The organism is Streptococcus suis, assembly GCF_046032515.1.
GTDB classification, from domain to species: Bacteria; Bacillota; Bacilli; order Lactobacillales; family Streptococcaceae; genus Streptococcus; species Streptococcus suis_AL.
This window is the reverse complement of the sequence record NZ_JARQPJ010000005.1, coordinates 1-13284: the sequence shown is the minus strand read 5'-3', so window position 1 is coordinate 13284 and position 13284 is coordinate 1. Positions and strand designations below refer to the sequence as shown.

Below are 13284 nucleotides of genomic sequence, written 5' to 3'. Positions count from 1 at the left end.
TAAAGTTGATAAGGAATTAAATCTCAACTTTCTCAAAATACGGATATGCTGATGTCATAACAAAAAAATGTTTAGCTAAAAGTCGAAACATTGAAACTAGCTTTTCTGAGTCAAGTGTTATGTTTGATTGTTAACAATTCTTTGCTTAGAATTAGCTGAATTACAGTTCCAAATTATATAGATCCTACAAACTTTTAACATAAACTATTCTTATTTTACCTAATAGTCCGAATTAACCAAAATAAATCCCTAAATTTACTGCCTATAACTATGATAACGACTAATACTAAATTTCCAAATAATCTTATAAACAAGTAAAAAGATGATATAGCCAGCAGAAATAGTCCCTAAATCTGCTAAGAAAGGTAACGATTTTGTTATTGACATCAGTGGGAAATATCCAATAAATGCATATGGAATGAACCATAATAATTTTGATAACCAGCCAGGATAAATACTATTTGGATAGCGAGTTGTTTCATCCAGTCTCCAAACAATAAAGTTAATGGAATACACATCTTTGATAAAAAATGTTAATGAGTTAACAAAAAGGTGGATTGCTGCGTAACATAAAATACTACCTATTAGTAAAAGGATGATTTTCAGTATAAACCAAGCAGATAACGTTTCAAATTCTGTAAGCAGTGCCATCCAAAATATTATCAGACCAATACAAAACTCACCAATACTTTCAAAATCTATCTTTGAAAAAATGATGAGTAATAGAGTGTTTACTGGCCTAAGTAATAAGACATCAAATGTTCCTTCTCTGACATAATCTCCAATAAATAAGGTGTTGATGAAAATGAAATTCCAGCCAGCTCTGGCCATTGTTACAAATCCAAACAAGAGTACTAACTCATTTGTAGACCATCCAGGAAAATTTGATAGATTATCTAAAAATACTTTTAAAACATAGATTGAGATAACAGTGTTCACGCTATAGCCTATTATTCCAATGACGGCATCTTCTCTATATTGGATATACCTCTTCCATTGAAGTTTCATAAAATGAATATACAAGTAAAAATATCTTGTCATCACTAACCTCCATAATAGTTCATCACTTTAAATAGCTTCTTCTGATACATAGAAATAAATAAAGCCAGAAGGAGAACCCAAAACATCTGTAAGCACAATTGTTGTAAAACATATTGGGCTGGTAATAAAGCCGATAAAATAGATGAAGGAACTGATAACATAGCATAGAAAGGAGTTAAAACAATAAGTTTTTGCAACATTTCTGGAAAAAAGCTAATAGGTAATACTGATCCACCGAAAAGCATCAACAAGGCATCGTAAAATTCTAAAACACCTAAAATCTGATTAAAACGGATAGATAAAAGTCCTAAGAGATAGCCAAATAAAAACGAAATCAATAGACCTAATAGAGCCGACATGATAAATGATAGCACCATTTCAGGAACAAGAGATATTCCTGTAACGAATGAATAAAAGACAAGAGCAAACGTCAAGGGAGTGACTACAAAAATCAAATCATAAACAAATGAACCTACTTGTCTAAAAAAATGCATCCCCATAAAACTATGGGATCTTAAAAAATAGACTGCCGTATCACCTTTTTGAATCATCTCTGAAATAATGGAGGCGGTACGATGATCTGGAAAAAGAATGAACATCATCCTAGAAATTACTGCATATAGAACGAGTTGAGATGATGTGTTTTCAGTGACTACACTGGTCCAAACCGAAATCTGAATGGCTACAACCAAAAAGGCACCAAGAATTGTCAAAATAGTACTCACCCTATATGATTTTCGTCTCTTAAATTCTGCTATTGTATAAGCTAATACATTCACCTTGATGTCTCCTTATCCAATAATAATATATCCGCTAAACTTGCATCTGTAATATGATAATCTCTGATTTTTTGGTCTTTGACAAACTCTTGAAGTAAATCTAATTTCTCTTCTTCAATCAACATTTCAGTCATTGAAGCATTTTGCTGGATACTGACAGCAAACTCTCTTGCCTCATCTTGTGCAAGAAAACCAGGTATTATCACTTTTCTAAGTTTTCTCCCCTCCTTAAAATCAGAAATAGTCCCTTGGTATTTCAATCTCTGCCCATCTATTAGATACATTTGGCGAGTTATTTTTTCAACATCATCAAGTTCATGCGAGGCAAGAAGAATAGTTGTACCCTCTGTTTGATTGATTTCTCTTAGAAAATGAACAATAATTCGCTTAGAAACAATATCAAGACCTACTGTTGGCTCATCTAGAAATACAATCTTTGGTTTATGTAGAAAACAAGCAATAAATTCGCCTCTCATTCTCTGACCGAAAGAAAGTTCTCTAATTGGACGACTACAAAAATCCCTTACTTCCATCAAATCTATTAAATAATCCAACCATTGATTATTTTTGGGATTATTACCATAGATACGGCAAAGCATTTCAAAGGATTCTAACAGACTCAAATCCCACCATAATTGTGTTTTTTGACCGAAAACAACTCCAATCTCACGTACATTCTGTTTGCGACACAAGAAAGAATCCTGTCCAAAAAGATAAGCAGTGCCATTCGTTGGTCTAATCAACCCAGTCATTATCTTGATGAGTGTCGATTTTCCTGCACCATTTAGTCCAATTAGACTGACACAATCTCCTTGATTAAGTGTTAAAGAAATATCATTTAGGACGTATTTTCGTGTATCCTCTCTTTTAAAAAAGCTTTTAAAAGTAATTTTACCAACTTGATAAGCATGTGAAATACTTTCTAACCTAACGATTTCCATAAATAATCTCCTTCAAACTCAAAACTGAATATCTCAAATAAAATAAATAAAACATCCGACACTGAAAAATACAATCCTTCTCTTTTAAAAAGTCTTAAAAATTCTAGTAAACTATTGTTATTTTCTTCATCTTTCCTATCTCTTTATTACATTTATTTCCCATTATAACCTAAACTGTAATTTTTTTAAAGCACAATAAAAGGAGTTGAATTTTTATCCAACTTCCTTATTACTTATTTTTTACAAACTCTTCAACATATTCTCAATATGCTGGATAGATTTTTCACGGCCGAGTAGGTAAATGGTATTTGGCAACTCTGGTCCATGCATTTCACCTGAAACGGCGATACGGATTGGCATGAAGAGGTTTTTGCCCTTGATACCTGTTTCTTTTTGAACAGCCTTGATTTGTGGGAAGATGTTATCTGGTTGGAAATCTTCGTCCGTCATGGCTTCCAATTTTTCCTTAAGAGCATTGAGGACAGTCGGAACTGTTTCGCCTGCCATCACTTCTTTTTCCTCGTCTGTCAATTCTGGGAAGTCAGAGAAGAAAAGGTCTGTCAAACCAACGATTTCATCCGCAGATGATAGTTGTGGCTTGTAAAGTTCCACCAATTTTTCTGCCTTGTCTGTCAAGCGACCAGCTTCTTCCAAGAATGGCTTAGCAAGATTGAAAACAGTCTCCAAATCAGCATTTTTGATGTACTCATTGCTCATCCAGTCCATTTTCTTCTGGTCAAAGGCAGCTGGTGACTTGCTGAGACGATTTTCATCAAAGAGTTGGATAAATTGCTCACGAGAGAAGATTTCCTCTTCACCACCAGGGTTCCAACCCAAGAGACCGATAAAGTTGAAGACAGCTTCAGGCATGTAACCCTTACGACGGTAATCTTCGATAAACTGAAGGGTGTTGGTGTCACGTTTGGACAGTTTTTTACCAGTCTCTGAGTTGATAATCAAAGTCATGTGACCAAATTCTGGTGCTTCCCATCCTAGTGCTTCATAGACCATGAGTTGCTTAGGTGTGTTGGCAATGTGGTCGTCCCCGCGGATAACGTGCGAGATTTCCATCAAATGATCGTCAATAACCACGGCAAAGTTGTAGGTTGGGTAACCGTCACGTTTCTGGATAACCCAGTCACCACCGATGTTGCCACCTTCAAACTCAATCTCACCCTTAACCATGTCATTCCACTTGTAGATACCAGCTTCGTTGACAGCCAAGCGGACAGTTGGGACAATGCCAGCCGCCTCACGCTCTGCGATGTAGGCAGTTTTTTCATCCTCAGACATGCCAAGGTATTCGTTGATGTAGCGAGGTGTTTCGCCTGCAGCTTCCTGACGCTCACGCTCCGCCGCCAACTCTTCTTCGGTCACATAAGACTTGTAGGCCTTGCCTTCTGCCAAGAGCTCATCCACATACTTCTGGTAAATATCCAAACGCTCTGATTGACGGTATTGCTCATGAGTTTCTGGACTCTCATCCCAGTCAATACCCAACCAACGCAGGTTTTCTAGCTGAGAACGCTCGCCGTCTTCCACATGGCGTTTGCGGTCTGTGTCTTCGATACGAATAAGGAAAGTACCGCCGTGATGACGGGCAAAAAGATAGTTGAACAATGCTGTACGGGCATTTCCGATATGCAACAGTCCTGTCGGACTTGGTGCGTAACGCACACGAATTGGTTTAGTCATGTTTCTCTCCTGTAAAATTTTCATACTCAATGAAAATCGAAATCAGACTAGGCGATGCAGACGAAGATAGAACTGAAGTTCATCAAGTCAAGTCAACGACGTCTGAATTTGATTTTCGAAGAGTAGCAATCAAGAACATTATAGCATAGATAAGCATAAGAAGATAGAAAAATCAGCCTAAGCAGACTGATTTTGAGGTGTTTTTTGGTTGCGTGCCAGCCAGTAGAGGACGTATAGGACCAAGATGCCAGTTGCCGTTAGGAAAAATCCGCTAATCTGATTGACAGTCAAGATTAAGACCAAACCCGAAACCAGTAGTCGAGTAAAGGCTTGACCTAGCATAAAATAGGTCGATACCGCTCCGCCGATGGTCGCCAACTGCTCCTCTGGCATAGAATTGACAAACTTAGCGTTAAACTTAGGTCCACTAGCTCCTGAACTAATCCCCATTGTAGTAAGGAAGAAGAAAATAATTGGCAGTTGATGTAGCAACATTCCGACAAAAACGCCAAGAAGAGAGAAAGTGGCTGCCACTTCTAGCGTCACCATGCTGGTCTTTTTGAAAAGGGTAAAGACCAAGGTCGAGCCCAGAATATGTCCGATAAAGAAGATCAGAATGGTCAGGGCAAGGGTTGTTTCAACATTGAGGAAGACGAGACCTGGGTCTTCGCTAATCAGCAGGACCAGAATAGGATAGAGAATAGCTCCGCAGGCATTGATAAGAGGGCTGGTAATCAGGACCAGGCGGAACTCGGGAATCTTGCGAAGCTCCACGATTGCTTGCTTGAAAGAAACTAGAATGCCCGATCCCTTGGTTTTTTGCTCAGTCTGGCTCGGCTGCTCTGCTATTTTCAAAGGCTGCTCCGTCAGGAGTTTGCGAAAGGCTGGCGTCAGCAGCTGCATGATGAGAAGGGAGGCTAAAAAGGTGCCGGCGTTGAGAAAGGCTAGGTTTTGGTAGGAGAGGAGGCCGACCAAGAGGGCAGAGAGGGCCTGAAAGGCGATGTTGAGGAGGCTGGTCACGGTCTGGCGAAAGGCCGAGTACTGCTCCCGTTCTTCTTTGGGCGCTACGCGTAATCCCAGAGGTGTATAGAGGCCGTTTTCATAGAAGCCAGCGAAGTCTGCAAAGACATTGAAGCTTGCGGCCACCACGACAATCCAGAGGGCTGGCTCAAAGCCCATGCAGAAGCCGAGGATGAGGTAGAGTACAACACGAAAGAGCAGGGTCAACTTAATGGTACCGATTTTGTTGACCGTCTTGTCTGCCAGATAGCCTGTAAAGAGTCCCATAAAGCTAGGGAAAATTTCCGAGAAGGTCACAATCGCCAGAGCCAGACGGCTGTTGGGCACCAGCAAAACATAGTTCATCAAGGCCAGATAATAGACCACATCGCCAAAATTGGACAACATATCCGCAGTCAGTACCCATAGGTAGGTAGCATTTTTCAAAATCTTTCTCATGATAATCCCTTTCTTTTGAGCAATTTCCAGAATATTCTGACTTTTTATCCTGCAGAGGAGCCTGAATAGACTGCTCTCTGTTCACTCTAGGTGTAATAGATATTCAAAGTGGAGAAGGCCATATCTCCTGTGATATGTAGCATCTTTTCTCCCATACCAGTTGCATAGTTATTGACAGCAGACATGGAACTATCTAGCTCCACGACCGCCTGCCAATTTGCCGGCAGATAAAGATCAACCGATGAGAAAGCTGCATCGATATGAAATTCAGCCTTATCTCCCAGAATAATCGCCTGATCAAAGTAAACTGTACTAGAGCCGAAGGCTACTTCCACACTATCATGGAGAAAATTATCGTCATGAATATAGCGAGTTGAAGAGCCAAAAGCCGTTTCCCGTCCCTTGTCGCCAATCACCCCTGTGACAGCTCCATGAGTCAGTCTGCGCTTCCTTGGTTTAAAAATTAGTTTCAGGCCAAGGCACAGCAGGACAAGTGACAGAACCATATTCCAGGTCCCGAACTTCACCCAATCATAAACTGAGTTCACCGCTATAAAAGCCAGACCGAAACAAAAGACACTGGCAAGCCAATCCAGCTTCACCAAGCGGTGAAAACCAGTCACAAAGGTTAAAACAAACCAGACTGTTGTCCAAAATGGCAGAGCCAAATGCAAACCCAGTGAATCCCTAACTAGGACCAATCCTGCCAAGACCAGCAGAGCAATTCCTAAACCATATTTTTTCATCTTCCTACCTCATTTCCTGTAACTTTTCTTTAAGCAAGTGGTAATAGTGCCGCGACACATGAACTTCCTTGTGGGTCTTGTAGAAGGCAATCCGACTGGTACCCGAGAAGGACTTGTCCAGCGAATAGACCGCTTTACTGTTGACAATGGTTGACTTGGCCACTCGACAAAAGTAGATTGGCAAGTATTCTTCCAGCTCATAGAGCTTCATCTTGACCTCATAGGCATCGTCGCCTGTATGGGCATAAATTTTGGTCCCATCCGTTTCAAAGAAAAGTATGTCACCCAATGAAAGAAAATACTCACTACTCCCCTTGTAAAAGACAAGCGAGGGACGGCTAACTTGTTGCAAAGCTTGCTGAATCTGTTCAATCTCTGGTCCCAGCTGACTGGTTCGGATAACAACTTCAACCTGATCTAAGCTGTCATCAAATTCAATCCTAACTTTCATAGCTCCCTCCTTTTTGATAGGTCTATTATACCAATTCCAACCACAATTACAAGGGCATTTCAGTAAGTGGTAAAATTAGACAGGTAAGTGGTAAACATCAGACATATAAAAAACCAGCCGTAGCTGGTTGAGTCTTAAAAAATGGCATCAAGAAGTGACGTACTTCCACCACCACCGTCACCACCTGCACCGACAATATGATTGCCAATGACCTGAGCAAAGGTCTCAATGTTCAAACTCTGTACATAGATTTCTCCATAACCAGTAAAGGTATTAACGATTCCTTCACCTGTACCGATAGATTGGAGAAAACCATTTTCCATATGGATATTGTAGTCCAAATCACGACTCCAAGCAACCACATGAGCATTGTCAATGGTGATACTTCCACCATCCAAAGTTAGCTTCTTAATAGAACCAAACGCATTCGCCAAAAGTGTGCCATGCCCCTCTGTAGTCATCACAAAGAGTCCACCCTGACCGCCAAAGAAAGCTTTCCCAACACTCTGGCGTTCCATTTTATATTGAGCAGAACCATCAAGAGCAAGGAAGGCACCATCATTTAGTCGATATTGCTCTGCACCAAGTTCCAAGGCAATAACCTGACCTGGCGTTGAAGGCGCAAGTGCAATTTTTCCATCGTTACTATTGGAAATGGCTTGCGTGATAAACATAGATTCGCCTGATACCATTGACCGACCGATGGCCCCCATCAATTTACCAAAACCTGAACCACCACGCGCATTGAGCTTGGTATTCAAGGTCACACTCGGCGTATGGTAGACCATGCTCCCTTGTTGAATATAAGCTGATTCACCAGCTTCTAAGGCAATTTCCACCAAAGGAAACTGCATATTGCTATCAATCGTGTATTTCATACGGTTGTCTGACATAGTTGCCTCCTATTTTTTACGAAAGGTCCTGTTAACCACAGGATAGCCATAATAAACCTAGAACAAGCTAAAATAAACCAAGCATCATTTATCTCTCTGCTTGTTCTGTTGTGATAATACAATTTTATCTCATTCAAAAAAACTTGTCAAGGATTTCTCGGCCATTCAGATAAAATTTACAGGAAAAACCGAACTTCCTGAGCCTTCCTATATAACTTCTGTCATACGACCCGTATCCACATCATAAACCGCACCAAAAATTTCAACGTCGTCAGGTATGAGCGGAGATTGTTTCAGGAGGGCGATATCTTCCCGCACGCTTTCTTCAATGTCTGTAAAAGGAAGAAAGTCCTGACCAGCCACATCCACTCCCAAATCCCGCTTGAGTTGGGCCGCAAAGTCCTCATTGGTAAAGGTCTGTGCACCGCAGTCTGTATGGTGGAGGACAACGATTTCCCTTGTGCCGAGTTGCTGCTGAGAAATGACTAGCGAGCGAATCATGTCCTCCGTCACGCGCCCACCCGCATTCCGCAGAATGTGAGCATCCCCCAGAGCCAAGCCCAAGGCCTGCGCCACGTGAAGCCGTGAGTCCATACAGGTCACGATAGCCACCTTGGTCTTTGGACGAAGAGGCAAATGGTAATCACCATGTAGGTCAACATAGGCCTTGTTGGCCTTCATAAAGTTTTGAAAATAAGACATAGGACCTCCTTGTCTGATAAGAATTTCTGAATTTTTCAGAAATAGGTTAGACCTAGCTTATCACATTCCCGACTATTTGTCGCAAAAAGAGGAGTAATAAAAAGCTTAGCATCACTTCTCAGAGTTCGTGTCAACATCTCAGCGCAGTGGTTGATTGGCAGATTTGTTCGTGCTCAACACTCCAAATCTGACCTAATCAACTGTGCGGGGGTGGGAAGACGAACTCTTTTTACCTGTCAAGTTCTTTCCCACTCCCCCGAATATTTTCGTCACTTAAACACTTTCTGTAAGACTTCGCCAATGGTGGTCACGCCGATAACAGTGATTTCCTTTGGTACCTTGATTCCTGTCAGGGAATTTTTAGGGGCATAGACCTTGGTAAAGCCTAGTTTGGCGGCTTCGTTAATCCGTTGTTCAATCCGATTGACGCGACGGATTTCCCCTGTCAGACCGATTTCGCCTATAAAGCACTCTTGTGGGTTGGTTGGCTTGTCCTTGTAACTGGAGGCAAGGGCAACTGCGACCGCTAGGTCAATGGCTGGTTCATCCAGTTTGACCCCGCCTGCTGACTTAAGGTAGGCATCTTGGTTTTGGAGGAGCAGGCCTGCCCGTTTTTCCAAAACCGCCATAATCAAGCTGGCACGGTTGAAATCCAGTCCTGTCGTGGTCCGCTTGGCATTGCCAAACATGGTCGGCGTCACCAGAGCCTGCACTTCCGCAAGGATTGGGCGGGTGCCCTCCATGGTCACGACAATCGCAGAGCCAGTCGCCCCGTCCAGACGCTCTTCCAGAAAGACCTCACTTGGATTGAGGACTTCGACCAAGCCCTGCGACTGCATTTCAAAAATGCCGATTTCATTGGTGGAGCCAAAGCGGTTTTTGACCGCCCGCAAGATACGGAAGGTGTGCTGCCGCTCGCCCTCAAAATAAAGAACGGTATCCACCATGTGCTCCAAGGTCCGCGGTCCAGCCAGGGTTCCTTCCTTGGTCATGTGGCCGACGATAAAGGTTGCGATATTGTTGGTCTTGGCAATCTGCATGAGTTCATTGGTCACTTCACGGACCTGACTGACAGAGCCTTGCACGCTAGAGATGTCAGGACTCATAATGGTCTGGATAGAGTCGATAATCAGGAAATCTGGCTTGATTTTCTCAATCTCGGTCCGAATGCTCTGCATATTGGTCTCCGCATAGAGATAGAACTCGCTGTCAATGTCGCCCAAACGCTCGGCACGGAGCTTAATCTGCTGGGCAGACTCTTCCCCCGACACGTAGAGAACGGTGCCAATAGTCGAAAGTTGGGTCGATACTTGCAGGAGCAAGGTGGACTTGCCAATCCCTGGATCGCCTCCAATCAGGACCAAACTCCCCGGTACCACACCGCCACCGAGGACGCGGTTGAACTCCTCCATGTTGGTCTTGGTGCGGGCCACTTGAATAGAGGAAACTTCATTGAGTTTCATGGGACGGGTCTTCTCACCTGTCAGGCTGACCCGCTCGTTCTTGACTTCAGCGACTTCCACTTCCTCGACAAAGCTAGACCAGGAGCCACAGTTGGGGCAACGGCCCAGATACTTGGGCGAGTGGTATTCGCAGGATTGACAGACAAAGGTTGTTTTTTTCTTAGCGATGATGATTTCCTCCTATAGAGTGTATTCTAGGATTTCGCAGTAGGCTATAGTTTCTTTGGGAACAAACTGGCGTATCAGCATACCGTGACAGACGATAACGATTCGGTCATAGGCTTTGTATTTTTCAAGAGCCTGTAAAAATCGCTCTCTCATCTCCGCAGCAGTCTCATAGCGAACAGGTGAAGACTCAGGCACCGCTCCGCCATTTTCCCAAAATAATCGATGAGCCAAGACGGCCTCATCTTGACTGGCATTTTGCCCCGTCAGGTCTGGTCGCCACTCATGAAAAAAGGGTTCGACCAGAAGAGGTAGTTGCTGGGCCTGAGCAATGTAGGTCGCAGTCTCCAAGGCCCGTGTGACGCTTGAAGCAATGACTACTTGAGCTTGGGAAAAGATAGGATTACTAGCAATTTCCTGAGCTAAAGTCCGCCCCTTTTCAGTTAAAGGAGCCAAATCCCGTCCAAAACCCGCATACAGTCGAGGGTTGTCATGTCGGTCAAACATACTGTAGTCAGGCTCGGAATGTCGTACAAAGAGAATCTGCATAGTAGTCTATTTCCCCGTCGATCCAAATCCACCTGTCCGAACGCCGTCGGCCTGATCGCCGTCAGCCAAGAGGAAGGGGGCAAAAACAGCCTGCACAATTCGCTCGCCAGCTTCCACCACGACAGTTTCCTCGGTGATGTTTCGCATCTGGGCAAAGATATGACCTTCATTGGCTGGATTGCCGTAGTAGTCGCCGTCGATGACTCCGACTGAGTTAATCAGGACCAATCCTTTCTTGCGAGGGTTGGACGAACGGTCGTAGAGATAGAGGACCTCATTGGCCTGCATATAGGCCTTGACACCCGTTGGAACCAGCTTAATCTCACCTGGCTCCAAGCTAACCGTCTCCGCAGCTTTCAAGTCGTAGCCTGCTGCATGGGCTGTCTCACGTTTTGGCAATAAGTTTTCATCAGTAAACTGGCTAACCAGTTCGAATCCACGGATTTTCATATTTTTCCTTTCGAATGCTTATTTTGAGGATAAATCTTCTAGTAATTTTTCAAAATCAGAATTTATCTTTTGGGTTTTATTAAAAATTGCATATTCTGACCGAGCTTTCTCCTTGGCTGACTGCCTTGTAATTTGACCATCCCCCTCTAAAAGTTCATAATCTTGAAAGGCTAAAAATCGATCAATGCTATCTGCCAAATCTTGCATGGTCTGAGTTTTTCCTTGCTCAATTTGTCGCTCCAGATAGTCAAAGTAGCCCGAAATACTACGTTCCAGCGAACGAATTTCCTTTTCGTTCAGATAATTTTTAGCCACAAGAGCGTCCGATTGCAAAATACGTCCGTCAGGAGAGTGCTTCCAGGTTACCAACCCCATGTTCGCTTTGGTGTGGTCTGCCTTTTCATAAATAATTTCTGCAGCTGTTTTACCTGTAATCGCATAATGAAATTTATTTTGCACATGAGCATAGAATTGCTTAGTCATCAAGCTATTAGCGTCATAATCAATCGCAATCTCTGCAAAAATATCTGTGATTTGTAACCAAATTCGTCGTTCACTAGCACGGATAGAACGAACTCGTTCTAAGAGCTCACGGAAATAATCTTTTTCCAACAGGTTTTCGCCTTGCTTCAAACGCTCATCATCCATTGCAAAACCTTTAATCATGTATTCTCGAAGCACAGTTGTTGCCCACTGCCTAAACTTAGTAGCCTTTTGAGAATTGACACGATACCCGACGGAAATGATGGCATCGAGATTGTAATAATCAACCTGCCTGATGACCTCGCGAGTCCCCTCGATTTGAACTGTTTCCATTTTGGAAATAGTTGCTCCCTCATCCAACTCACCTTCTTCAAAAATATTTTTCAAATGTTTGCTGATAGCTGGTACACCAACATCAAACAATCTTGCCATTTCCTTCTGACTGGCCCAAATCGTCTCGTCACTGACAATAACACTAGCCTTTTCTTGGTCATTTTCTGCTCGGTAAATTAAAAATTGTAATTCCTTCATATTTGCCTCTTTAATTATTTAGAGCTCACTCCCCACTACAAATTCATTCGCATTTTTCGTCACAAATGCAAAAAGTGTGGTTAAGGGAAAGGCATACTCGTCATCAAAGCGAGCTGCACGTAGCCACAAGTCTTGGTTAACCTTACGAAGATAGACACTGCGAGGGAAGGTGAATTCTTCTTCCAACTGAGGCGACAGCAGGCAAATGGCTCCGTCTAGTGATTTCCCTTGGGAGAGTATGGCATCTTGACTGACTTCCTGTTCCAACAAGGCCAGGCGAAGATAAACTCCCAGATGAGCTGGTGGTAATTGATAACCCATCTCCACAGCTCTCTCCTCTATCTGAGGAGCAGTTGCTTCCCGATCAAATCCCATATCAGCTAGGCTAACAATCTCAACCAAGCACTCTTGCTACTCCTCCACTATTTGATATGCCGAGTGAGCTAGGTAGATTTTGAAATAGACAATATGTAAAGACCCCCAGTTGAGAATTCGTGGATTTACCTGTACACTAGAATAAAAAAACAATCAACTTCTAACAGGAATTACCACACTCAATTGGAGGTCTTATATGTTTCATTTTACCACACTTTTCATCGGAATGGATGTTCACAAAGAAAGTTTTTCACTCTGCTATTATGATATGATGGCGAATCAATTCAAACATAGCACTAAAGTTGGTCCAAATGTTAGCTATATTGTGAACTATGTGAATGAGCTTCGTCGTTTATATGGTCAAGATGCAGAAGTGTTATGTGGCTACGAAGCCGGATGTCTTGGATTTACCCTATATCACCAGCTACAAGCTCACGGGATTCCCTGTATCGTGATGGCGCCTACAACGGTGATGAAGGAAGGATCTAAGCGTGTTAAGACTGATAAAAAAGATGCAGCTCAGCTCGCAAAAGCTCTGGCCTTTCGTAGCTATCGGCCTGTT

The 13284-nt window shown here is 42.8% G+C and carries 15 protein-coding genes; 1 reads left to right on the top strand and 14 read right to left on the bottom strand.

Annotated elements, in window-relative coordinates; translation table 11 throughout:
* Positions 1–255 precede the first annotated feature (255 nt).
* The 14 genes from P7J49_RS03505 to P7J49_RS03440 form a co-directional block, all read right to left on the bottom strand.
* A complete protein-coding gene (locus tag P7J49_RS03505) occupies positions 256–1041 on the bottom strand; it encodes an ABC transporter permease (RefSeq protein WP_044689707.1) in 786 nt (261 codons plus the stop codon).
* A gap of 2 nt (positions 1042–1043) precedes the next feature.
* Complete coding sequence (locus P7J49_RS03500) at positions 1044–1820, bottom strand: ABC-2 family transporter protein (protein ID WP_408569412.1); 777 nt, start codon at positions 1818–1820, stop codon at positions 1044–1046.
* A complete protein-coding gene (locus P7J49_RS03495; RefSeq protein WP_052502404.1) occupies positions 1817–2761 on the bottom strand; it encodes an ATP-binding cassette domain-containing protein in 945 nt (314 codons plus the stop codon). Before P7J49_RS03495 ends, P7J49_RS03500 begins: the two co-directional genes overlap by 4 nt.
* Before the next feature lie 240 nt (positions 2762–3001).
* Positions 3002–4456, bottom strand: coding sequence for a glutamate--tRNA ligase (gltX, locus tag P7J49_RS03490; RefSeq protein WP_408569410.1), 1455 nt, complete (start codon positions 4454–4456; stop codon positions 3002–3004).
* Between the two features lie 177 nt (positions 4457–4633).
* A complete protein-coding gene (locus P7J49_RS03485) occupies positions 4634–5914 on the bottom strand; it encodes an MFS transporter (RefSeq protein WP_408569408.1) in 1281 nt (426 codons plus the stop codon).
* 86 nt (positions 5915–6000) lie between these two features.
* Complete coding sequence (locus P7J49_RS03480; protein WP_408569406.1) at positions 6001–6660, bottom strand: LiaF transmembrane domain-containing protein; 660 nt, start codon at positions 6658–6660, stop codon at positions 6001–6003.
* 4 nt (positions 6661–6664) lie between these two features.
* A complete protein-coding gene (locus P7J49_RS03475; RefSeq protein WP_029184899.1) occupies positions 6665–7111 on the bottom strand; it encodes a LytTR family DNA-binding domain-containing protein in 447 nt (148 codons plus the stop codon).
* Between the two features lie 134 nt (positions 7112–7245).
* Positions 7246–8004, bottom strand: a complete 759-nt coding sequence (locus P7J49_RS03470; RefSeq protein WP_029184897.1) for a TIGR00266 family protein — start codon at positions 8002–8004, stop codon at positions 7246–7248.
* Between the two features lie 207 nt (positions 8005–8211).
* Complete coding sequence (locus tag P7J49_RS03465) at positions 8212–8706, bottom strand: beta-class carbonic anhydrase (protein WP_408569404.1); 495 nt, start codon at positions 8704–8706, stop codon at positions 8212–8214.
* Positions 8707–8975: 269 nt separating this feature from the next.
* On the bottom strand, positions 8976–10343 hold the full coding sequence (gene radA / locus P7J49_RS03460; protein WP_061366867.1) for a DNA repair protein RadA: 1368 nt from the start codon (positions 10341–10343) through the stop codon (positions 8976–8978).
* 6 nt (positions 10344–10349) lie between these two features.
* The gene (locus P7J49_RS03455) at positions 10350–10883 is read right to left on the bottom strand and encodes a histidine phosphatase family protein (protein ID WP_408569402.1); all 534 of its coding nucleotides are present in this window, start codon (positions 10881–10883) and stop codon (positions 10350–10352) included.
* A 6-nt stretch (positions 10884–10889) separates the two neighbouring features.
* Positions 10890–11333, bottom strand: coding sequence for a dUTP diphosphatase (locus P7J49_RS03450; RefSeq protein ID WP_002939955.1), 444 nt, complete (start codon positions 11331–11333; stop codon positions 10890–10892).
* An 18-nt stretch (positions 11334–11351) separates the two neighbouring features.
* Positions 11352–12347: a virulence RhuM family protein gene (locus P7J49_RS03445; protein WP_029186410.1), complete on the bottom strand. Its 996-nt coding sequence runs from the start codon at positions 12345–12347 to the stop codon at positions 11352–11354.
* Between the two features lie 18 nt (positions 12348–12365).
* On the bottom strand, positions 12366–12722 hold the full coding sequence (locus tag P7J49_RS03440) for a hypothetical protein (RefSeq protein ID WP_408569400.1): 357 nt from the start codon (positions 12720–12722) through the stop codon (positions 12366–12368).
* A 196-nt stretch (positions 12723–12918) separates the two neighbouring features.
* Between P7J49_RS03440 and P7J49_RS03435 the strand changes: the two genes are divergently transcribed.
* The coding region (locus tag P7J49_RS03435; RefSeq protein WP_408569398.1) for an IS110 family transposase at positions 12919–13284 on the top strand (366 nt) is incomplete at its 3' end.